This window comes from Arthrobacter sp. BE255, from assembly GCF_031457335.1.
In the GTDB taxonomy this organism is placed as follows: domain Bacteria; phylum Actinomycetota; class Actinomycetes; order Actinomycetales; family Micrococcaceae; genus Arthrobacter.
This window is the reverse complement of sequence record NZ_JAVDWK010000011.1, coordinates 78,157-99,960: the sequence shown is the minus strand read 5'-3', so window position 1 is coordinate 99,960 and position 21,804 is coordinate 78,157. Positions and strand designations below refer to the sequence as shown.

General features: G+C 68.2%; 20 protein-coding genes. 11 read left to right on the top strand and 9 right to left on the bottom strand.

Translation table 11 applies throughout. The features are described from left to right. Nucleotides 1-3 precede the first annotated feature (3 nt). Nucleotides 4-1,557: a PLP-dependent aminotransferase family protein gene (locus J2X42_RS17615; RefSeq protein WP_310167132.1), complete on the top strand. Its 1,554-nt coding sequence runs from the start codon at nucleotides 4-6 to the stop codon at nucleotides 1,555-1,557. Nucleotides 1,558-1,592: 35 nt separating this feature from the next. Here J2X42_RS17615 and J2X42_RS17610 read toward each other — a convergent pair whose 3' ends face one another. Next, on the bottom strand, nucleotides 1,593-2,096 hold the full coding sequence (locus J2X42_RS17610; protein WP_310167131.1) for a DUF4188 domain-containing protein: 504 nt from the start codon (nucleotides 2,094-2,096) through the stop codon (nucleotides 1,593-1,595). An 80-nt stretch (nucleotides 2,097-2,176) separates the two neighbouring features. Here J2X42_RS17610 and J2X42_RS17605 point away from each other — a divergent pair, with 80 nt between their 5' ends. Next, on the top strand, nucleotides 2,177-2,752 hold the full coding sequence (locus tag J2X42_RS17605; RefSeq protein WP_310167130.1) for a TetR-like C-terminal domain-containing protein: 576 nt from the start codon (nucleotides 2,177-2,179) through the stop codon (nucleotides 2,750-2,752). Nucleotides 2,753-2,903: 151 nt separating this feature from the next. Here the strand turns inward: J2X42_RS17605 and J2X42_RS17600 are convergent, their stop codons facing one another. Both J2X42_RS17600 and J2X42_RS17595 read right to left on the bottom strand, forming a co-directional pair. After that, a complete protein-coding gene (locus J2X42_RS17600) occupies nucleotides 2,904-3,596 on the bottom strand; it encodes an SRPBCC domain-containing protein (protein WP_310167129.1) in 693 nt (230 codons plus the stop codon). Continuing rightward, entirely contained in the window at nucleotides 3,589-4,233 is a 645-nt protein-coding gene (locus J2X42_RS17595) for a helix-turn-helix domain-containing protein (RefSeq protein WP_310167127.1), read from the bottom strand. The genes J2X42_RS17600 and J2X42_RS17595 overlap by 8 nt, the downstream gene beginning before the upstream one ends. A 141-nt stretch (nucleotides 4,234-4,374) precedes the next feature. Here J2X42_RS17595 and J2X42_RS17590 point away from each other — a divergent pair, with 141 nt between their 5' ends. After that, a complete protein-coding gene (locus tag J2X42_RS17590) occupies nucleotides 4,375-5,343 on the top strand; it encodes an RluA family pseudouridine synthase (protein WP_310167219.1) in 969 nt (322 codons plus the stop codon). On the opposite strand, the gene J2X42_RS17585 is transcribed toward J2X42_RS17590, so the two are convergent. Then, a complete protein-coding gene (locus J2X42_RS17585) occupies nucleotides 5,315-5,845 on the bottom strand; it encodes an O-acetyl-ADP-ribose deacetylase (RefSeq protein WP_310167125.1) in 531 nt (176 codons plus the stop codon). The genes J2X42_RS17590 and J2X42_RS17585 overlap by 29 nt on opposite strands. A gap of 86 nt (nucleotides 5,846-5,931) precedes the next feature. On the opposite strand from J2X42_RS17585, the gene J2X42_RS17580 reads away from it, so the two are divergent. Together J2X42_RS17580 and J2X42_RS17575 are read left to right on the top strand one after the other, a co-directional pair. Further along, entirely contained in the window at nucleotides 5,932-6,552 is a 621-nt protein-coding gene (locus J2X42_RS17580) for a hypothetical protein (RefSeq protein ID WP_310167124.1), read from the top strand. Between the two features lie 51 nt (nucleotides 6,553-6,603). Continuing rightward, nucleotides 6,604-7,221: a VTT domain-containing protein gene (locus tag J2X42_RS17575; RefSeq protein WP_310167123.1), complete on the top strand. Its 618-nt coding sequence runs from the start codon at nucleotides 6,604-6,606 to the stop codon at nucleotides 7,219-7,221. Nucleotides 7,222-7,239: 18 nt separating this feature from the next. Here the strand turns inward: J2X42_RS17575 and J2X42_RS17570 are convergent, their stop codons facing one another. The 3 genes from J2X42_RS17570 to J2X42_RS17560 all read right to left on the bottom strand — a co-directional run bounded on the left by J2X42_RS17570 (nucleotide 7,240) and on the right by J2X42_RS17560 (nucleotide 11,354). Next, nucleotides 7,240-7,545, bottom strand: a complete 306-nt coding sequence (locus J2X42_RS17570; protein WP_310167122.1) for a hypothetical protein — start codon at nucleotides 7,543-7,545, stop codon at nucleotides 7,240-7,242. A 162-nt stretch (nucleotides 7,546-7,707) separates the two neighbouring features. After that, the gene (ppc, locus tag J2X42_RS17565; protein ID WP_310167121.1) at nucleotides 7,708-10,530 is read right to left on the bottom strand and encodes a phosphoenolpyruvate carboxylase; all 2,823 of its coding nucleotides are present in this window, start codon (nucleotides 10,528-10,530) and stop codon (nucleotides 7,708-7,710) included. Between the two features lie 143 nt (nucleotides 10,531-10,673). After that, nucleotides 10,674-11,354, bottom strand: a complete 681-nt coding sequence (locus tag J2X42_RS17560; RefSeq protein WP_310167118.1) for an NAD(P)-binding domain-containing protein — start codon at nucleotides 11,352-11,354, stop codon at nucleotides 10,674-10,676. 146 nt (nucleotides 11,355-11,500) lie between these two features. On the opposite strand from J2X42_RS17560, the gene J2X42_RS17555 reads away from it, so the two are divergent. Beyond that, nucleotides 11,501-12,325 carry a DUF1684 domain-containing protein gene (locus J2X42_RS17555; RefSeq protein WP_310167117.1) on the top strand — a complete coding sequence of 275 codons (825 nt, stop codon included), beginning with the start codon at nucleotides 11,501-11,503 and terminating at the stop codon, nucleotides 12,323-12,325. A 60-nt stretch (nucleotides 12,326-12,385) separates the two neighbouring features. Here the strand turns inward: J2X42_RS17555 and J2X42_RS17550 are convergent, their stop codons facing one another. Then, entirely contained in the window at nucleotides 12,386-13,612 is a 1,227-nt protein-coding gene (locus tag J2X42_RS17550) for an acyl-CoA dehydrogenase family protein (protein ID WP_310167116.1), read from the bottom strand. Beyond that, on the bottom strand, nucleotides 13,609-14,433 hold the full coding sequence (locus J2X42_RS17545; RefSeq protein WP_310167115.1) for an SDR family NAD(P)-dependent oxidoreductase: 825 nt from the start codon (nucleotides 14,431-14,433) through the stop codon (nucleotides 13,609-13,611). The genes J2X42_RS17550 and J2X42_RS17545 overlap by 4 nt, the downstream gene beginning before the upstream one ends. 138 nt (nucleotides 14,434-14,571) lie before the next feature. Between J2X42_RS17545 and J2X42_RS17540 the strand changes: the two genes are divergently transcribed. The 5 genes from J2X42_RS17540 to J2X42_RS17520 all read left to right on the top strand — a co-directional run bounded on the left by J2X42_RS17540 (nucleotide 14,572) and on the right by J2X42_RS17520 (nucleotide 21,776). Then, the gene (locus J2X42_RS17540; RefSeq protein ID WP_310167114.1) at nucleotides 14,572-15,777 is read left to right on the top strand and encodes a glycoside hydrolase family 76 protein; all 1,206 of its coding nucleotides are present in this window, start codon (nucleotides 14,572-14,574) and stop codon (nucleotides 15,775-15,777) included. A gap of 163 nt (nucleotides 15,778-15,940) precedes the next feature. Continuing rightward, complete coding sequence (locus J2X42_RS17535; RefSeq protein ID WP_310167113.1) at nucleotides 15,941-16,993, top strand: iron ABC transporter substrate-binding protein; 1,053 nt, start codon at nucleotides 15,941-15,943, stop codon at nucleotides 16,991-16,993. A gap of 4 nt (nucleotides 16,994-16,997) precedes the next feature. Further along, nucleotides 16,998-18,590 (top strand): iron ABC transporter permease, encoded by a 1,593-nt coding sequence (locus J2X42_RS17530; protein WP_310167112.1) that lies wholly within the window; start codon nucleotides 16,998-17,000, stop codon nucleotides 18,588-18,590. Further along, nucleotides 18,587-19,744 (top strand): ABC transporter ATP-binding protein, encoded by a 1,158-nt coding sequence (locus J2X42_RS17525; RefSeq protein WP_207307752.1) that lies wholly within the window; start codon nucleotides 18,587-18,589, stop codon nucleotides 19,742-19,744. Before J2X42_RS17530 ends, J2X42_RS17525 begins: the two co-directional genes overlap by 4 nt. A gap of 106 nt (nucleotides 19,745-19,850) precedes the next feature. Beyond that, entirely contained in the window at nucleotides 19,851-21,776 is a 1,926-nt protein-coding gene (locus J2X42_RS17520) for a glycogen debranching N-terminal domain-containing protein (protein ID WP_310167111.1), read from the top strand. The last annotated feature ends 28 nt before the right edge of the window (nucleotides 21,777-21,804 follow it).

Sequence of the window (21,804 nt, the reverse complement as noted above, 5' to 3'; positions counted from 1 at the left end):
ATCATGTCCGCTTCATTGAACGCCTCGGCACTGGCCCGTCTCCTGGGCGAGTGGAACCTCGGTGCCGCGCCCGCCTACCGTGAGCTTGCCGACGTCGTACGCCTCCTGGTCCTGGACGGCCGGGTGGCCCTGGACACAGCCCTGCCCAGCGAGCGGGCATTGTCTGAAGTGCTCGGTGTCAGCCGGACCACCGTGACGGCGGCGTACGGCCACCTCCGGGAGCAGGGGTTCCTGAGCAGCGGACAGGGCAGCAGGGGCCGGACCCGGATTCCGCGCGTGACGCCGCTGGGCACCACGGTGCTGACTGGCCTGGGTCTTACGGCCATGGGCGCGTCCGGGGCACCTGCCGTTGCCGCGCCGGGGCTGGCCGCCCCCGGGCTCGCGGCTCCGGAGGGGCTGATCGACCTCGCGTACGCGTCACTGCCTGCCAGCGGCGAGGTGGTGCACCGCGCATTTGCGGCGGCCCTCACCGAGCTTCCCGCGCTGCTGCCCGGATTCGGGTACGACGCCATGGGCCTGCTCCCCCTGCGTGAGGCGGTGGCGGCGCGTTACACGGCCGCCGGCGCGCCCACCACTGCCGAGCAGATCCTGGTGACGTCGGGAGCACAGCACGCCTTGAACATCATCATCCGGGCCCTGGCAGGCCGGCAGGACAGGGTGCTGGTGGAACACCCGAGCTACCCCAACGCGCTTGATGCCATCCGGGCGGCCGGCTGCCGGGCCATCCCGGTGGCGTTCACTGCTGCCCATGGCACCCACGCGGATGCGGCCGACGGCAGCCAGCACGCCTTGGCGTGGGACATGCACGCACTGCGGACCACCATGATGCAGCAGCGTCCCAAGGTGGCGTACGTGGTGCCGGACTTCCACAACCCCACCGGGCAGCTGATGCCCGACCTCCAGCGCCGCCAGCTGGTCCGCGCGGCCGCCGGAACGGTCCTGGTGGTTGACGAAACCCTCCGGGAGCTGAACCTCGACGGCGCCGAAACCACTCCCGTCGCAGCCTTTAGTCCCGCGGTGGTGACCATCGGCTCGCTCAGCAAGTCCCACTGGGGCGGACTCCGGACGGGCTGGATCCGTGCCTCCGAAGCCATGATCCAGCGCTTTGCGGCGGCGCGGACAACCCTGGACCTGGGCGGACCGGTCATGGAACAGCTGGCGGCGGCGCACCTCGTGCGTGCCCTTGACGAGCCGCTCCCCGCACGGCTTACCGCCCTCCGCGACAACCGCGCCGCCCTGCTGGAACTGCTTGCCGGACACCTCCCGGCGTGGGAAACGGGGCGTCCGGCCGGAGGCCTGTCGGTCTGGTGCAGGCTGCCCGCGCCGGTGAGCACGGCATTGACGGTCATCGCCCCCGATTTCGGCATCCGGCTGGCCGCAGGACCACGGTTCGGAATCGGCGGCGCCTTTGAACGCTGCCTCCGCGTGCCGTTCACCTTGCCGCCGGAACAGCTGGAGGCCGCGGTCATCGCCCTGCGCTCAGCCCAGGACAGGCTCGATGCCGCCCCGCAGCTCCGGCGGACGCTTAGGAATGCACCGGCCGTGGCCATCGCCTGAGCCATGGGCCCTTTCGGTCCGGTGCTCCGTCCGGGTCAGCTGCCGCCGGCGCCGCGGCCCGCCGCCCGGCCCATCCGCTGCTTTGCGGTGTTGGTTCCGGCTCCGACCGGGACATGCGCCGTCGCCTTGGCCAGCCCAAACTGTGGCATGCCGTTGTAGACAACTTCGATCCCGCCGGCGGGCACCTGGTACGTCTCATGCCACACGCCCACGTCCCCCGTCCCGGAGAGTTCCTTCATAAACCGGCGCCACGGTTCCAGATGCGGGGATTCCCGGTCTGCGGCGAATTTCCGCAGGTGCTCCGGGCTTTCCCAGTAGCTGAGCAGCATGGTGGTGCGCCCGAACCACTGCTCATATCCCAGCATCCCCGCCGCGGGGTCCGCGGCAAGGTGCTGGAGCATCCGCGGCATGGCGGCAGCCACCTTGCCGACGGTTCCGACCTTCCACCACCGGTTCGCCCGCATCCCGATCAGGAAGACGGTTACGGATTCACGTTCCGGGTCAGCGGTGTAGCGGCCCGGAAATACTTTCTGCGCCATCGGAGCTCCTTGGGGTCCTGTGTTTCATAACCTTGTTTCATAACAATGTTACGAAACAAGGTTATGAAACAATGGACCCCATGGCAAGACCCGTAGTGCATACCGATTCCCTCAGGCAGGAGCTGCTGGCCGTCACCGCCGACCTCGTGGACCGCGACGGTCCGGCGCGGGTGACACTGCGGGATGTGGCAGCGGCCGCCCGCACATCCACTACCGCCGTCTATTCGCTGTTCGGCGGAAAATCCCAGCTCCTGACCGCCGTGGTGGACGACGGATTCCGGTCATTCCATGAGTCACAGGTGGCCGCCGCACCGGGCGGACTTCAGGGACTGGGCGTGGCCTACCGGACCTGGGCCCTGGAGCACCAGGCCCTCTACCGGCTGATGTTCGGTGGCGCCCTGGCCGCCTACGTCGATTGCCAGCCCAGCCCGGACGTTGCCGCCGACGCCATGGTGCCCCTGATCAACGCCGTTGCCGCCGCCCAGTCCGCTGGAACGCTGCTGCCGGCACCAGCGGAGATGGTCGCCGTCGCAATCTGGGGCCAGGTCCACGGCCTGGTGAGCCTGGAACTGGCGCAGGTGGGGCCGCCGGACGCCGACTGGGCTGCCGCCTACAACGCAGCCCTCGACGCCGTGGGCCGCGGCTGGGCCGCCTGACCCCCTGGATTCGCGGGCGGCCGCGCGGGTTTTCGCGATGCTCCGATTGACCCGCGACGCGCAAATTACCTGACGCGAGCAGCATTTCCACCGCGTCAGGTAATTTGCGCGTCGATCGGTATTTTGCGCGGCGGTGACGGCCCCAGCGCCCCTACGCGTAGACCGTGTCGAGGAAGCCGCCCCAGGCCTTCGCGGTTGCGGCCGAGTCACCGTTGCCGCTGAAGTCATGGACTGTCATGCCCACGGGAGCGCCGAAGGCGTTTCGGCCGAAGAACCGGTACATCGCATCCGCGGTCCGCAGCCCCAGGAAGTTCTCATTGGCGAAGTCCACTTCGCCGGAGAGCCGCCCCACGCCGTCGAGCTCCAGTTCAACAGCGGCGCCCTGCCCGGCAGCGTCCACGCCCAGCGCCTTCTTCAAGCGCTCGAAGCCGTCCGGTGTCTGCGACGCCGCGGGAGACTGGATGTCCGTAAACACCACAGACTTGCCGTCGAAATGCTGCAGGTACTGGCCCAGGGTGTGGAGGTAGAACTCGGTGTGCTTGCTCGCGCCGTCGTACTGCTGGTCCCAGTTGTCGGCGAAGATGCCGCTGTGGACGTAGTGCAGCCGGGCCCGGCCGCCGTCGAGCGGTTCCAGGACGTGCTCAAGCTGGTTGAACCAGCCGTCCGGGCCGTCCATCCGGGAAACGAGGTGGCCGGGGTATTCCTGCACCGTCTTGACGTCCGGCCACTGGTCCGTCGGGAACATCCACGCCGGCGTTCCCTCCGTCACGGCTTCCCAGACGCGCTCGGGAGTGCCCGGCAGTTCGGTGTCGACGACGATCTCGAATTCACGCTTGTCAGTCATTGTCCTGCTCCTTCACTGAGGGTTTGTTTGGGGTTTTGAGTACTGGGTGGAGCGCGACGACGAGACGGTGCTTGCGTCCGCCGCCCGCGGGTGCGCCTCCCGGGCCGGGCGCGCTGCCGCCGTCGTGATACTTGTCCACCAGGCGGGTCACCGCGACGCCGAGCTCCTCGGCAAAAGCGGCCCGGTCAGCTGCGCTGCGGAAGGTAATTTCGCCGTCGATCGCGAACGTGGCGAGCTTTTGCCTGGCCGCTGCGGCGCCTGCGATCAGCTTGCCCACTTCCTGGACCATCCGCCCGGCGAGCGCCAGCAGCCAGAACGCCGAGAAGCGGTCCGAGAACCGGTGCGGATCCGGGGCCACCGATGCGAGGGCCACGGGCGAAATAAGGTAGGAGGCCGCCGTCGCCTGGAGCACGCGCTCGGTGACGTTGCCCTTGCGACGCTCCTCCACGAGTTCCACCAGCCCGTGCCGCTCCAGGGCCTTGAGGTGGTAGTTGACCTTCTGCCGCGGCAGTCCCACTTTGGCGGCAAGCTGCGTGGCCGAGCCAGGCTCCGAAAGCTCCCGGAGGATTCGCGTCCGGATCGGGTCCAGCGACGCTTCCGCCGCGGCGGGGTCCTCGATCACTTCGATGTCCAACATGCTTCCATCCTGCCAGCCGACAACTTTTATTGTCAAGAACTTTTTTTCCGTCGGTTGGGCAGCCATTTGCGGGGCCTGCTCTGCGTGCTTCAACCGGACCGAAGCACGCAGAGCAGGCCCCGCAAGTAGAATGAACCGGTGATGCAATCCCCCCTCCCCGTGCGCGACGGCGTCAATGCCACCCGCCTGCGCCTCCCGGACGAGGGGCCCTGGGACACCGCGATGGACTACATGATGCACCGCTGGGGCCACATTGATCCCCAGGGCATCGAGGACCGGTTCGACGCCGGCGAGATCGTGGGCGAGGGCGGCATCCCGCTGGACCGGGCCACCAGGCTCGAAGACCACACCTTCATCTGGTACTACCGCACGCTGCCGCCGGAGACGCGCATCCCGGTGGAACTGGACATCCTGTACCAGGACGAACACCTCCTGGTGGTGGACAAGCCGCACTTCCTGCCCACCACCCCCGGCGGCACCTACATCCAGGAATCGGCACTGGTCCGGCTCCGGAACCAGCTGGAGCTGCCCGACCTGATCCCCATGCACCGCCTGGACCGGATGACCGCCGGCGTGCTGCTGCTGTCCACGAACCCGGAAACGCGCGGCAGGTACCAGGTGCTCTTCGAGAAGCGCCAGGTGCAGAAGGAATACGAGTGCGTCTCCGCCGCTGAGCCGGCCCCCGGGTATCCCGCCGTCGATTTCCCGGTGGTGGTGCGGAACCGGATGACCAAGTCCCGCAGCTACCTGCTGGCCGAAGTGATCGACGGCGAGCCCAACGCCGAGACCCGGATCGAACGTCTGGAAACGTTCGACGGCGGCGCCCGCCCAGGTGCCGCTGTGACCCATCCAGCGCACCGGCTGGCCCGCTACCGTTTGGAGCCGCACTCCGGAAAAACGCACCAGCTCCGGGTCCACATGGCTTCACTGGGCCTCGGCATCGTCAACGACGCGTTTTACCCCGACCTGCTGGACAAGGCCCCGGACGACTACACCAAACCGCTGCAGCTGCTGGCCCGCGGCATCAGGTTCGTGGACCCTATCAGCCAAAAGCCCGTGGAGTACCGCAGCCGCCTGGAACTCAGCGAGGCTGTTCGAACACGGCCGTGAACGCCGCTTCCATCTCGGGGCTGAACAGCACAAACTCCACCAACTCGAGGGCGCTGGCCGGATGTGAGGCACCAAAGCCGTTGACGGCGTCGAACGCGGCTTCTGCCACGTGGCGCCCCTGCCAGCCGTAGACACCACCGCCCACCGCCGGGAAGGCTACGGACCCTGCACCCACGGAATCCGCCACGCGCAGGCTTTCGCTGAAGCAGGACACCAGCAGCGCCCGGTTGGTCTGCCCGGCGTGGCGGTTCGGCCCCACGGTGTGGATGACCCAGCGGGCCGGGAGCCGGAAACCCGGGGTGGCGACGGCGGCCCCCACCGGGAGCCCGTGCGGCAGTTCCGTGGCCCGAAGTTCGCGGCAGGCAGCCAGCAGCTCGGGCCCGGCAGCACGGTGGATGGCCCCGTCCACTCCGCCGCCGCCCAGCAGCGTGGAGTTCGCCGCGTTCACGATTGCGTCCACGGAGCGGGCTGTGATGTCTCCCTGGAGAACCTGGATCCGCATGCCGCCAGTGTCCCACCGGAACCCTCTGGATGACAGGCCGGGGCGGGATTATCCTGTGGGTATTGGCGCCAGGGTGAGGAGATCCCATGGACACGCTTATCGAGATCCCCGGGGACCGGACAGCGGCCAAATTTGCGTACGCCGCCTCGGGCCTGGGCGTCGTGGGCGTGGCAACACTCGCGGCAATGTACGCCATCGAAGTCCCCAAGGATGGCCCCTATGTCTTCGGCACCATCAACGACGCCACCGGAGGCGTTTTCAACCTGGTGATCATCCCTGTGGTGGTCCAGGTCCACCGGCGCCTTCGCCGGACGCCCGGCTCCGAGGCGGCCAAATGGCTGGTCATCGTTGCTTCGGGCGCCGGGGCTGCGAGTTCGTTCCTGCTTGTTTTCAGGAAACTCGATTTCGCCCCATCCACCGGCATCAGCGTTGGGGCCATGGCGGTCCAGGCCGCCTGGTTCCTGCTGGCCAACCGTGCGTTGTCCAAGGCGGGCGGCTACCCGCGGGACCTCGCGAAACTGGGACAGCTCATCGGCGGGGCCCTGGTGGCAGCCCTACCCGTGGCTGGGGTGACGGTCGTCGGGCGGGCACCGAAATGGTTCCGCTGGGGCATCGGAGGCGCTGGCGTAGCCGTCGGTGCCACCGCGTGGGTCGCCTGGCCTTACTGGTACTACCTGGCCGCCCGGCACCTCAGCCACCGCCACTAGCTGGAAGCCCCGCACGGTCCCCCGCCCCCGAAAGTGCGATACTTTGTGGCCATGGACTTTGGCAACGCGGACAGCTGGGGGGCGGCGATCTACTTCTGGATCATCCCCGTGGTCCTCGGCGACGCCATCTTCCCGCCCATCCCGTCCGAGATGGTGGTGATCACCGGCGGAGCCCTCTCGGCCGACGGCCGGGCAAATGTCTTCCTCGTCGGGGCGCTGTCCGCGCTGGCCTCCTGGATCGGTGACATGGTGGTGTTCCAGCTCTTCAAACGCCGCCTCAGTCATGTGCTGGACCGCTGGCGCTGGGGCAGGAAAGTCCACCACGGCATCCACGAGGGCATCGCCAAAGCCGGCCGCTCCTCCACGTACGGGACCATCATCGGTGCCCGGTTCATCCCCGGCGGACGGCTGGCGACGTCGGCGGCCGCGGGCATTGCCGACGTTTCGGTCCGCGGCTTCAGCCTCTGCGCAGGCCTCGGCGCAGTCCTCTGGGCCTGCTGGCTTGTGGGGCTGGGCTACTTCACGGGGTCCACCACGAAGCTGCCGTTCTGGGCCAGCTCCCTGATCGGAGTGGTGCTCGGCCTGCTGATCGGCGTCGTCGTCGGAATCATCGTGACCCGGCGGCGCGGCACCCGCTCCCCCGTGGACGAGCCAGCGCCCGGAGACTGAGGCGCCCGGAGACTGAGCCTAGACCGGCGCCCAGCGGCCGCGGTTCCGGCGGAGCACCATCAGCGAGCCTGTCAGCGCAACGCGTTCGACGGCGTCGCGCATCATCGCTGCCGACTCCCGCGCCTGCTGGTTCTCACCGTTGTACCCGGTGGCTTCCACCAGGAAGCGGAGGTTCAGCTGCGGGACGCCGCCGGCAAGCTCCAGCTGGTTGGACTCCACATGGTGGCGGGTTTCCAGCGCCTCGACGGCGGCCGCCATCACGGCTTCGGGCGGGTTGCCAGGCTTCAGTCCGGTGATTTTCAGGCGGGTCTGGAATGAAGGCATGCCGTCAACCCTACCGGCGAGCAAGTGCCCACCGCACGAGCCGGGCCGCGGTCCTTCGCGTAGGAGCGCATCGCAGTGCATCGGGTGCCGGAGGTCGCTCAGCGACCGCAGGCGCCCCTATGCATTGTGTCTAAGCGACGGCGAAGGACCGATGCCCGGGCCCTACCCGGTGTTGCGGAGGCCCGCGGCGACGCCGTTGACGGTGATCAGCATGGCCCTTTGGAGGCGTTCGTCGATCTCGGCACCGCTGATGGTTTCGCCCCCGGCACCCTGGCCGGCCCGGACGCGGCGGAGCAGCTCCACCTGCAGGTAGCTGATGGGGTCCAGGTACTGGTCGCGGATCTCGAGGGACCGTTTGAGCGTGGGCTGGGCGTCCAGGAGCACGTTTTCACCGGTCAGGTTCTGGATCTCGGAGACTGTGAGATCGTATTCCTCGCGGATTGCACGGAAGAGGTGGTGCAGTTCCTCAGGGACCAGGGTGGCCACGTAGTACCCGGCGATATCCAGGTCCGTCTTGGCCAGCGTCATTTCCACGTTCGAGAGAACCGAGCGGAAGAAGTGCCAGTTCTCCATCATCTCCACGAGCTGGGCGGAGCTTCCGGCTTCGCGGGCAGCCTTCAGGCCGGAGCCCACACCGAACCAGCCCGGCACGATCTGCCGGGACTGGGTCCAGCCGAACACCCACGGGATGGCGCGCAGGCCGCCGAGGCCGGCCCCGGAATCCGGGCGCTTGGACGGGCGGGAGCCGATGTTCAGGGACCCCAGCTGCTCCACCGGGGTGGAGGCCATGAAGTAAGCGGGCAGGTCCGGGTCGTCGATCAGCTTCCGGTACCGGTCAAAGGCGGCGTCGGAGATGGTCTCCATAACGTGCCCGTACCGTTCGCGCTGGTCATCGGACGTGCGCGGGTCGCGGTGCAGGGCCGAGCCCTGCAGCACGGCCGCCAGGGACAGCTCAAGGTTTTCACGGGCCAGTTCCGGCAGCGAGTACTTGTCAGAGATGACCTCACCCTGTTCGGTGAACTTGATCTCGCCTTCGAGCACGCCGTTGGGCTGGGCCATGATGGCGTCGTAGGTGGGTCCGCCGCCGCGGCCCACGGAACCGCCGCGGCCGTGGAACAGGCGGACCCGGACACCGTGCTTGGCGGCGACGTCGCGGAGTTTCCGCTGCGTCTTGTGGATCTCCCACTGGCTGGTCATCACACCGGATTCCTTGTTGGAGTCCGAGTAGCCGAGCATGATTTCCTGGACGTCCCCGCGCAGCCGCACCAGTTCGCGGTAGGACGGGTCGGACAGCAGCTGGTCCACGATCTCGGCCGAGGCCCGGAGCTCCTCGACTGTTTCCAGCAGTGGCGCGAACCCGATCTTGGCGTGCGGGTTCTCACCGAACAGGTTCACCAGGCCGGCTTCGCGGGCCAGGACGGCGGCGGCCAGGACATCGTCCGCGCCGCGGGTCATGGAAATGATGTAGGTCTCGATGACGTCGGGGCCGTAGATGCGCAGGGCGCGGCGGATCTCGCGGAAGACATCGTAGGTGCCGTCGGCCACGCCGTCGAGCTTGATCGGGTGGCCGGACAGCGGGCGGCGTGAGGCCAGTTCCGAGCCCAGCACCTCGAAGCGTTCCTCCCGGCTCAGTTCCGCGTAGCGCAGGCCCGGGCCGCCGAGCCGGTCCATCAGCTGGCCGACGGCATCGTGGTGGTGGTCGGCGTGTTCGCGGATGTCCAGGGTGGCAAGGTGCAGGCCGAAGGAGGCCACGGCACGGCGGACGCGGGCCAAGGCGCCGTCGGCAGCGAGCGACGCCGAGTGGTTCCGGAGCGAGAGTTCCAGCAGTTCGAGGTCGGCCAGGAGTTCGTCCGTGGCGCTGTAGTCCCGGCCGTGCTCGTGCACGGCGCCGGAGGCAACGCGCTTACCCGTGTTGATCAGCTTGGCCTTGATGCAGGTCAGCTTCAGCCGGTAGGGCTCCTGGGCGTTGAGCTCCAGCACACGCCGGTCCAGGCCCGGGAGTTTCTTCAGGTCCGCCTCGATGGATTCCAGCAGCTCGTTGTCCGCCCCGGCGAGCGCGGTGGAGTTGGAGAGGATGGATATCAGTTCGTCGATCATGCCGATGCTGATCCGCACCGCGTGCTGGTTCTGGATCTGCAGGATTTCGCGGGTGACGGCCGCCGTGACGTTGGGGTTGCCGTCCCTGTCGCCGCCGATCCAGGAACCGAAGCGGATGGGGGCGTTCTGGTGGGCGAGGGTGACGCCGTGTTCGCCGAGCAGTTCCGAGAGCTCGGTGAGCATTTCCGGCATGGCGTCGGTGAGGATGCCGCCAAGGTAGTAGATGGCGTTGCGGGCCTCGTCAACGGGGGTGGGCCGGACCTGGCGGAGTTCGTCCGTCTGCCACATCTGGTCAATGATTTCGGCCAGCTGGCGGTCCTGCCGGCGCCGGGCCGTGGTGCCTTCCCGGGTGGGCTGGGCCAGCACGTCGGAGAGCTTGCGGATCTTGTCCAGCACGGAGCGGCGCGAAGCCTCTGTGGGGTGGGCCGTGAAGATGGGGCGCACGTCCAGCCCGTTAACCACTTCCTGCAGCACGGCCGGTCCGGCCTGGCCGGCGATGTCGGACACGGCCTTGGCCAGCCAGCCGTCCTTCTCCGCGCGGGTCCGGAGGCCGCGGACGCGGTGGACCTGCTCGGCAGCGTTGGCGAGGTGGAAGTAGAACGCAAACGCGCGGACGAGGTCGGTTGCCTGCTCGATCGGCAGGGAGCCAAGCAGTTCGCGGACCTGGGCGACGACGTCGTGCGCGCTCCACGGTCCGGTGGCATCCGCGCCGCCGCGCGCGGCTTCCTTGGATTCCTTGGTGAGGAGTCGCACCTGCTCCACCAGGTCCAGGAGCTCGGGCCCGTGCTGGCGCACCAGGGATTCGCCCAGCAGCGTGGAGACACGCCGGACGTCTGCCCGTAGCTCGGCAGCGAGGTCAGTTTCGGAATTTATTGCAGTGTCAGCCATGGAAACTATCTTTCGAGGGTTCGGACTAGGCTCGTACACTGCGCTGGATACCTGTGAGCCACGTTACTAGCTAAAGATGCTACCCGCACCGGGCCGCCTCCGGGGAATCCGTCTCAGATAGTGTCACGGCCGTTCCGGGTGGTTCAGCGCACGATCTTGAAGTTGAAATCAAAGGTCCCCAGGGCTCCTGCGAGGCGCAACCACACCGGCAGCATCATCTCGGCGCCGCGGGCGGAAGTGATGTCTCCAAGGTCCATGATGTCCTGGTGCCCCAGCTCCTGCAGGAGGCCGCCGACCACCGCCTTCGCGTCGGCGTCGTCGCCCGATACAAACACCGAATGGTCCCCGCCGTCCAACCGCCGCGGATCGACCATCAGGCCTGCGTTCATCGTATTGAGGGTCTTGACCACGCGGGCGTCCGGGAAGGATCTCTGGATCCTTTCGCCGAGGCTGTCGGTGTTGACCGGGTTCAACACCGGCGGCCTGCCCTGGGAGAAATCGAGCGCGTTAGATACGTCCACCAGCACTTTGCGGGCGAGGTTCGCGGACCCGGCCAGGCCCAAGGCATTCAGGGCACCGGCCCCGTTGGTGGCGTTGACCACCAGTTCGCTGGCAGCGGCCGCGTCAGCGAACGGTTCCAGCGGAATCTCCTGGTTGGCGGCGTGCCATTCGCTGAACGGCGGGGCGCCCATCGCATCCGGACCTGTGCGTGCGAACGTGGCCCCGGGATCGCGCGTACCGATGACAACGTTATGCCCGAGTCCGGCCAGCGCACCCGCCAGCGCCCGGCCCACAGTGCCCGTTCCAAGGACCGCAATCCTCATGGTTCCTCCGTTCATTGCCTGATGCAGAGCCGTCAACTGTTCCGACGTTACTCCGCGGGACGCTTAGTGCAAGCGGCCCGGTCGGTGATGGAATGAACCATGGGCCGCCGGGGTTGTAGCCGGGGCCACGACGTCCAGGAGGAACCATGAACACCGCACCCGCCGCCCAGCTGGAGCGCTGGCAGCGTTTCCGCGCCAACCGCAACAAGGCACTCGCGGCACCGCACGGGTGGCTCACCCTCACGTCGTTCCAGTGGCTCGAAACGCGGCCCGCCGCCGTCGAACTTGCCCCGGGCCTCTGGTCAACGGACGGCACGACGGCGGCACTCACCGCATCCGCGGAGGACGGGCTGACGCTGGTGGAGACCGGGGAGCCTGTAGAGGGCACCGCGAGGGCGTCACTGCTGGACGAGGAGTCGCTGATGTGGGTGCAGTTCGGCGGCCCCGACGGCAGGCAGGTGGTGGTGGAGCTGGCCATGCGCGCCTTGAAGTATGCCATCCGGACCAGGGATGCCGGCTCGCCGGTCTTCACGGAGTTCAACGGCGTACCGACTTTCGATTACCGTCCGGACCTGGTGGTTGAGGCCAGCTTCCGGCCCTACCCCGAGCCAGTGGATGTTCCCATCAGCACTGCAAACCCGCTGGTGGACGGCGTGCACCGGTCCGTGGGAGAACTGGTGTTCCGGCTGCCGGGCAAGGACCACGAATTCCACCTGCAGGCGGAGGAGGAGAAGCTCGGCGCCCTCACCGTCACGTTCCACGACGAGACCAACGGCGATTCGACGGACGACTGGCGGAAGGTGTCCACTGCGCGGCCCAGGCCGGACGGCACGGTGGTCCTGGATTTCAACCGCTCCATCAACTACCCCAGTGCCTTCTCGCCGTACGGGACGTGCCCCATGCCGGTGAAGAACAACAGCCTGGACTACCGGATCGAAGCCGGCGAGAAGGACCCGATGCTCGCCGACTGAGCGCGAACGTACACTTGGGGCCCAATTCGCCGGGCCCCAAGTGTACGTTCGCGCAAGCCGTCAGACGATCGCGGACACTCCCGTGATGGCCCGGCCCACAATCAGGGTGTTGATTTCGAACGAGCCCTCGTAGGTGTAGATGGCCTCGGCGTCCGCAAAAATCTTCGCCATCCGGTAGTCGGTGACAATGCCGTTGCCGCCTAGGATGGACCTGCCCATCGCCACGGTCTCCCGCATCCGGGCGCTGCAGTACGACTTCGCGAGCGCCACCTGGGCCATGTCCGCTCCGCCGTCCTCCTGGAGCCGGGCGAGCCGGGCCATTATGCCCATGCTTGCCACGGCGTTGCCCAGCATGGTGACCAGCTGCTGCTGGATGAGCTGGAACTTCGCCAGCGGCCTGCCGAACTGCTGGCGTTCGACGGCGTACTGCCGGGCGACGTCGAACGCCGCCAGCTGCTGCCCCACGGCCTGCCAGGCCACCATGATCCGTGAGCCTTTCAGGAGCTGGTTGGTGTCCTCGAAGCCCTTTATGCCGGCGAAGCGGTCAGCTTCGGCGACGCGGACGTCCTCGAAGACAATGTCGGCGTTCTGGACGGTCCGCAGGGCGATTTTATGTTCGATCCGGCTCCGGCTGACTCCGGGCAGTGCGGCATCCACGATGAAACCCCGCACGGCGCCGTCAGCCTCATCGCGGGCCCACACCAGCAGGTAGTCGCAGAACGTCCCGTTGCCGATCCAGCGCTTGGCACCGTTGAGCACCCAGGCATCGCCGTCGTCGTCGGGCTGTCCCGTGGCCCGGGAAATTCGCCGTGCCCGGGTCTCCATGCCGCCGGCGACGTCGGACCCGTGGCCGGGCTCGGTGAGCGCGAACGCCCCCGTGGTGCGAAGGCTCGACGCGTCCGCGAGCAGCCTGTCCTTCTGTTTCTGCGAACCGAAGGCGTAGAGGGACTCCACAAAGAGGTCGTGGTGGACCAGGAAAAACGTGGCGATGGACGTGTCAACCCGCGTCATTTCCGCGATGACGAGCCCCGCGAACAGGTGGCTGTAGCCGCGCTGGGCGGGTGTGCTCAGTTCAAGCGCCGCGAGCTTGGGGAGGATGTGGGCCGGGAATTCCGCGTTGTTCCACCAGTCGGTGGCGTACGGGGCGATTTCCGTGGCCAGGAACTCCCGGAGCTCCGCCAGCTTGCTGCGTTCGGCAGGGCTCAGGAGCGATTCGAAGTCGAAAAAGTCGGCCGAAGGCAGGGCTTCGGGCGATGGAAGTTGCGCGGCCGCGGGAGCGAGGCTCATTTCGGCCCCATCCTGATAGCGCCGTCCAGCCGGATGGTTTCACCGTTGAGCATCGCGTTGTCCACGATGTGGGCCACAAGGTTGGCGTATTCGGCCGGCTTCCCGAGCCTGGACGGATGCGGCACCTGCCGGCCCAGCGAATCCTGTGCATCCTGCGGCAGCCCGGCCATCATGGGCGTCTCGAAGATGCCCGGGGCGATGGTCACCACCCGAACCAGCGAGCGCGCCAGTTCCCGCGCAATGGGCAAGGTCATGGCGGCGACGGCGCCCTTGGAGGCCGCATAGGCGGGCTGGCCGATCTGCCCGTCGAAGGCTGCAACTGACGCCGTGTTGATGATGACGCCGCGTTCCGGGCCGCCGAGTTCCGTGCTGGCGGGCTCCGTCGCGGCCATGGCTTCGGCGGCCAGCCGCAGCACGTTGAACGTGCCGATGAGGTTCACCTGGATCACCCGGCTGAACGCATCCAGCGGAAGGACCCCGTCACGCCCCAGCACCTTGCCCGGCGTGGCTACGCCGGCACAGTTCACGACGATCCGCAGCGGCCCAAGGGCAGCGGCGGTGTCGACGGCGGCCCGGACGTCCGCCTCGCTGGTGACGTCCGCGGGGACGAAGACGGCGGTCCTTCCAGCAGCGCCTTCGCCGCCCCCGGACCCGGGCCCCGAACCGGCCCCGTTCAGTTCGGCGGCGAAGGCCGCGCCCGCGGAGGATGGCAGGTCGATCAGCACCACTGAAGCGCCGGCGTCGAACAGGCGCCTGGCCGTGGCCGCGCCAAGCCCGGAAGCCCCGCCCGTGATCAGCGCGACAGTACCGTTGATGTCCATCCATCCTCCTTGATGCGAGCCCGGGCACAACTGCCCGGACCGGGAACATTAGTTAGTGAATGTTAACTGAAATTGTGACGCGGCGCACTATCCGGCCGTCCTCCCGGGCGGGACCGCGTCCCGGCTAGGCTGGAGCGCATGATGCCGCCGGATGCCGAACTTCCGCCCGCCGACGGGCCGGTCGACCGCGCCGCCCGGGCAACTGAGGCCGCACGCTCAGTCACCGCCATCTTCGGGCAGCGGCTGTTTTTCCTGCCCGGCACCCACATCGCGGCCATCCAGCGGCCGTCAACGCGGGTGGAAAACCTCTTCCGCCCCTGGCATTACTGGTGGCAGGCGCACTACGTTGACTGCCTGGTGGACACCGGGCGCCGTGAGCTGGGCAACGGCGCCACACCCGCCGCCCGCTTTGACGGACCCGACCGGCCCAGTGCAGGACGGCTGGCTTCGCGGCTGGTGACAGGCATCCGGCTGCGGAACCTGCTCACGTTCGTCAACAACTACTACGACGACATGGCGTGGCTGGCCTTGTCCACGCTCCGGCTGGAGAAACTGGCCGAGGAAACGCGCAGGCCCGGCCGGCGACGCAACGCCCGTATCCGCAAGACCCTCACGCTGCAGTTTGATTCCGCCTCCACGGACGACCTTGGCGGCGGCACGTTCTGGAGCAAAAAGCGGGACTTCAAGAACACCCCCGCCACCGCGCCCGTAGCCCTGTACTACGCCCGCACCGGCAACCCGGCCAAGGCCCAGGCCCTGCTGGACTGGCTGGATGCCAGGCTCTTCGACGACAACCAGGGCCTCTACCTGGACGGCGTGCGGATCAGCAGCACCGGCGAGGCCATGGTGGAGAGCGCCGTGTACACCTACAACCAGGGCCCGGTCCTTGGCGCCCTCATGGAGCTTGGCGGTGAGGGAAACCTGGCCCGAGCAGCCACGGTGGTGGAGGCGGTCCAACAGCATCTGACCCGCCCCTCCCCGGACACGCCCGGAACGCTGGTCCTGCGCTGTGACGGAACGGGCGACGGCGGACTCTTCACCGGGATCCTGGCCCGCTACCTGGCAATCGCCGCGGCCGACGCCCGCCTCCCCGGGGCGATCCGGGCCACCGCAGCACGGCTGGTCCTCGACACCGCGGACGCCTTCTGGCTCGGCCGCCGCCCCATCACCGACGCCGAACCGCTGGCCCGGCACGCGGGGAAACTGCTCTTTTCACCCCTGCCGGAAACTCCGGCGGCCGGCACGTATCCGCCGGGCGCCGCCGTCGAACTCTCCACCCAGCTGCAGGCATGGATGGTGCTGGAAGCGGCCGCGGCCATCCGTCAGCAGCCTCCGGTGAATTAAGTCATGCAACAGTTCCGTAATTGATGTGATCCTGCTCACTTAAGCCCTTTTTGGCTTGGACGCTTAGGTTTGGCTAACCTACAGTTTCTCGAGTGGGCACCCCCGATTCCGGCCCATGCGGACCCCTCGGTCCAGCAGACTTTTCCCCAGAAAGCAGCCCTCAATGAAGATCCGCAACAGCGCGCTGGCCGGCATCGCACTCGCCGCCACCGCAGCCCTCGGACTGACCGCCTGCGGCGGCAGCACCACCCCGGCAGCCACCGGTTCCTCCTCGGCCGGCAGCGCCGCCGGCGAGATCACGGTCTACAACGCGCAGCACGAAAGCCTGACCAAGGAATGGATCGAAGCCTTCACGGCCGAGACCGGGGTCAAGGTCACGATGCGGCAGGGGTCGGACACCGAGCTGTCCAACCAGATCGTCCAGGAAGGTGCCGCCTCGCCTGCTGACGTTTTCCTGACTGAGAACTCCCCCGCGATGGCGCAGGTGGAAAACGCCGGACTGTTTGCTGATGTGGACAAGGCCACCATCGGGCAGGTTCCGGAAGAATTCCGCCCCTCCACCGGGAAGTGGACAGGCATCGCCGCCCGCTCCACCGTCCTGGTCTATGACAAGGCCAAGCTGACCGAGGACAAGCTGCCCAAGTCCATGCTGGACCTGGCCAACCCGGAGTGGAAGGGCAAGTGGGCCGCTTCACCGTCCGGCGCCGACTTCCAGGCCATCGTCTCCGCACTGCTGGAACTCAAGGGCGAGGCCGCCACTGAGGAATGGCTCAAGGGCATGAAGGAAAACTTCAAGGCCTACAAGGGCAACAGCACCGCCATGAAGGCAGTCAACGCCGGCGAAGTCGACGCCGCGCTGATCTACCACTACTACTACTACGGCGACCAGGCCAAGACCGGTGAGAACTCCAAGAACGTCACCCCGTACTACTTCAAGAACCAGGATCCGGGCGCGTTTGTGTCCGTCTCCGGCGGCGGCGTCCTGAAGTCGTCCAAGAACGCTGCGGCTGCCCAGTCGTTCCTGAAGTTCATCACCGGCAAGAAGGGCCAGGAGGTCCTGCAGAAGGGCACGTCCTTCGAGTACGCCATCGCCTCCGACGTTCCGGCCAACGACAAGCTGGTTCCGATCGCGGAACTGCAGGCTCCCACCGTGGATCCGGCCAAGCTGAACTCCGCAAAGGTCACCGAGCTGATGACCAAGGCAGGACTCCTGTAATTTCGTGACCACTGATCTATCGGCTCCCCCTTCGAAGGGGAGCACGACGACGGCGGGCCGGGGCAAGCGCCCCCGCCCGCCTTTCGGCGTTTCCGCGGTGTCCTTCCTCGCGGTGCTGATAGCCCTGTTCTCGCTCGTCCCGCTGGGGTACGTCATCTACATGACGGCCGCCACTGGCTGGGACACCGCCGTCGGCCTGATCTTCCGGCCACGGGTGGGCGAACTGCTGCTCAACACGGTGCTGCTGACGCTGGTGACGGTGCCCCTCTGCCTTGTCCTGGGGGTGGGCGGTGCCTGGCTGGTGGAACGCACCAAACTGCGCGGGCACAAGATCTGGGCCGTCCTGCTGGCAGCGCCCCTGGCCATCCCGGCGTTTGTGAACAGCTACGCCTGGGTGTCCGCCGTTCCGTCGTTGGAGGGGTTGGGCTCCGGCGTGCTGATCGCCACGCTGTCCTACTTCCCGCTGGTCTACATCCCCGCCGCAGCCACGCTCAGCCGGCTGGACCCGGCCATCGAACAGTCCGCCGCCGCGCTGGGGCTCGGTGCCTGGCGGGTGTTCTTCCGGGTGGTCCTTCCCCAGCTCAGGATCGCCATGACCGGCGGCGCGCTGCTGGTGTCCCTCCATCTCCTGGCCGAATACGGCGCCTTCGCCATGATCCGCTTTGACACCTTCACCACCGCGATCATGGTCCAGTACCAGTCCACCTTCAACGGCACGGCGGGGAACATGCTCGCCAGCGTCCTGGTGTTCTTCTGCCTGGTCCTGCTGGTCATGGAGGTGCGAAGCCGCGGCACGGCCCGCTACGCCCGGATCGGCTCCGGAGCCCAAGCCAAGGCACTGCGCCTGCCGCTGCACGCGTACCAGGTCCCGGCGCAGCTGTCCCTGCTGGTCCTGACGGCCCTGGCCTTCGGGCTGCCGGTGTTCTTTGTCCTGCGCTGGATCACCGCCGGAGGAGCCGCAATCTGGGCGGCCGACGAATTCCTGCCAGCACTCCTGACCACCCTCGGGTACGGCCTTGCCGGAGCGTTGGCCACCACCGCCGTCGCGTTCCCCATGGCCTACCTGGCCGTGCGGCACCCCGGCTGGTTCAGCAAGGCCCTGGAGCTCTCCAACTACGTCACCAGTTCCCTCCCGGGGATCGTGGTGGGCCTGGCGTTTGTCACCGTCAGCATCCGGGTGGTCCCGGGCATCTACCAGACCAGCGGGGTCCTGGTGGCCGCCTACGTCCTGCTGTTCCTGCCGCGGGCGCTGGTTAACCTGCGCGCCGGCCTGGCCCAGGCCCCCAAGGAACTTGACGAAGCCGCCCAAGCCCTGGGCAAACCGCCGCTCTTGTCGTTTGTCAGGGTGACGCTGCGGCTCACGGCACCCGCCGCGGCGGGCGGCGCCGCCCTGGTGTTCCTGGCCATCGCCAACGAGCTGACCGCCACGCTGCTGCTCTCCCCCAACGGCACGCGGACACTCGCCACCGAATTCTGGAGCAAGAGCAGCGAGATCGACTACGCGGGCGCGGCACCCTACGCCCTGCTGATGATCCTGCTCTCCGCCCCCATGACCTACCTCCTCTTCCAGCAGTCCAAGAAAGTGGCCGGACAGTGACCGAACAATCCCCTTCCCGGCTCCCGGAACCGCGGATCGCGGCGTCGGTGGCGCCCACCACCAACAGCCACCTGCAGATCACGGACGTCACCAAGAATTTCGCCTCCCAGGCCGTCCTCAAAGGCGTGAACCTGTCCGTCGCCAAGGGCGGAACAACCGCGATTGTGGGCCCGTCCGGGTCCGGCAAGACCACCCTGCTCCGGCTCATCGCCGGCTTTGAACACCCTGCGACAGGCAGCATCTCGCTGAACGGCGCCAAGGTGGCGGGCGACGGCGTCTGGCTGCCCGCGCATAAACGCCAGGTGGGGTACGTGGCCCAGGACGGCGCCCTCTTCCCCCACCTGACGGTGGGCCAGAACGTTGCGTTCGGCCTGGACGCAGGGAAGCTCGACGGCGGGCGCCGCGCGGTGGCAGGCCGGATCAGCGAACTGCTGGAGATGGTCTCACTGGATCCGGCCATGGCCAAGCGGCGGCCGCACCAGCTCTCCGGCGGCCAGCAGCAGCGGGTTGCCCTGGCCCGCGCCCTGGCCCGCGAGCCTGAGCTGATGCTGCTGGACGAACCGTTCTCCGCCCTGGACGCCGGACTGCGTGTGGCCACCCGGCGGGCGGTGGCGAAGGTCCTCAACCAGGCGGGCGTCACCACCATCCTGGTGACCCACGACCAGGCCGAAGCACTGTCCTTCGCAGACCAGGTCGCCGTGATGCGCGGCGGCAAGCTGGCCCAGATCGGCAACCCTTTTGTGGTCTACACCCGCCCGGCGGACCGTGCCACCGCGGAGTTCCTGGGCGACGCCGTCATCCTGGATGCCTGGCTGGAAGGCTCCCTGGCCACGTGTTCCCTGGGCGGCATCCCGGTCCGCAGGCCGCCAGCACAGGGACGCGTCCAGCTGATGCTGCGGCCCGAACAGATCCGCATCGCCGAGGACGGCCCCATCCGCGGCGTGGTGGTGGACACCGACTACTTCGGCCCCGAGACCACCGTGCGCCTCAAGCTGGCCGTTCCTCCCGAACTGGCCTCCGGAGCAGACCACCGCTACCCCGGCGGCGGCGAGGTCATCACCATCCGCCACTGGAACGCGTCCATCGCACGGCCGGGCATGGAGCTCTGCCTGCGCGTGGTGGGCGAGGCCGTGGCCTTCCCGCTCGACGACTGAAAGCCCACCGGGCGGCCGTGTTCGCCCGGCGACCCGGTTTCCGCCCCGGCGACTGGCCCCGGACGGGTCCGCAGCGCGGGAGTCCGCCGGGCGTAAGGTGGGGCGCATGAGTGTTCAGCCCGGCCTCCACCGCCAGCACTGCACCGTCGCCGCACCCACGCAGCTCTGGCTGAACGCCAACGGCCGGCTGGCGCAGGACGGCGGCTTCAGCGGCCTCCTCCACGGCGACACCCGCATGCTGTGCCAGGCCACCGTGACCGTCAACGGCTTCAGTCCCGAGGAAGTCACCGTTGAGTCCGCTCCCGGCGGCGTCCTCCGCGTCCGGGGACTCATCCGCGGCATCGAAGGACACACGGCCGATCCCGCCGTCGAGGTCCTCCAGACCTGGACAGTAACCCCTGGGGTGGTCCGCCATTCGCTGAAGGTGGGCACCTCGCTGGACTCGCTGGACCTGGAACTGGCCGTGGACCTGGCCGCCGATTTCACCGACATGGCGGCAATCCGTCTCAGCCGGTTCGCGAAGCCGCAGCCCCCGGAACCGGCGGACGACCACTCCCTGCGCTGGCACAACGACGGCCGCACGCTCGCCATTTCCGCGCCAGGGAGGAACGGCGGGGCGTCCGCCCCGGCGGCCGGCGCTGCGGACGGGTCTTCCGGCGATGCGCGCGGTGACGTCACCCGCCTCGTCTGGCACGGCACCGCCGGCCGGGGACGGCCCTTCGACGCCGAGTGGCAGGCCGTGCTGGACGAGACGGAGAGCGCCGTGGTGGCCGCGGCGCCGTCGTACCTGGCCGTTCCCGCCATGGCCCTGCCGGCGGGGCCGCTGCGCACGCTGCTGAAGAACTCGCTCGACGAACTGGACGGCCTGCGCATGGCAACGCGGCGGCTGCCCGATGCGCCCTTCATGGCGGCCGGCGCCCCGTGGTATTTCACGCTGTTTGGCCGGGATTCCCTGTGGGCCGCGCGGTTCCTGCTGCCCCTGGACAGCGGCCTCGCCACCGGGACGCTGCGCACCCTCGCGGAGTTCCAAGGGTCGGCCACCGTGCCTGATTCCGCGGAGGAGCCCGGCAAGATCCTGCATGAGCTGCGGGCCAAGGAACTGGTCCTCGAAAGCGAAGGCCTGCGCCTGCCCCCGGTCTACTACGGTGCCGTTGACTCGACCGCGCTCTGGTTGTGCCTGCTGGGCGAGCTGTGGCGCACGGGAAAGGCGGACGACGCCGTCCGTGCCCTGCTGCCCGCCGCGCAGCGGGCTGCACAATGCCTTCTGGCCTCCGCCGGCCCGGCGGACGGCGACGGGCTCCTGCGGTACCAGGATGTCAGCGGGCACGGCCTGAGCAACCAGGGCTGGAAAGACTCCGGCGACGCCATGCAGTTCCGGGACGGACGGCTGGCGGAGGGCCCCATCGCCCTCGCCGAAGTCCAGGGCTACGCCCACCAGGCGGCCACGGCAACGGCGGAACTGCTGGACGCCGTGGGTGAACCGGGCGCCGGTGAGCTGCGGGACTTCGCCACCGCCCTGGCACAGCGGTTCCGTGAGCGCTTTTGGGTGGAGGACGCCCAGGGCCCCTACCCGGCGATGGCCCTCGACGGCCAGGGCACGCCCCTGGACATCCCAGGCTCCAACATGGGCCACCTGCTGGGTACCGGCATCCTCGGTCCCACCGAAGCCCGCCACGTGGCCGCACGGCTGCTCAGCCCCGAGCTGTTTTCCGGGTTTGGACTGCATACCCTGTCGCACCGGGCGGCCGGGTTCTGGCCGTTCAGCTACCACTGCGGTTCGGTCTGGAGCCACGACACTGCGATCGCGGTCCGCGGCCTGCTGGCCGAAGGCTTCACCGCCGAAGCCAAGGCCCTCGCCGAGGGCCTGCTGGCGGCGTCGGCTGCTTTCGGGTACCGGCTGCCGGAGCTTTTTGCCGGCGTCACCGCTGCGGAATCAAGCCTGGCTGTGCCCTACCCGGCCTCCTGCCATCCGCAGGCGTGGTCCTCGGCGTCGGCCGTGGTGCTGGCGCAGGCGCTGGGCGGGCTGCGCTGAATTGAAGGGCGCTACCTGGCCGTCATCG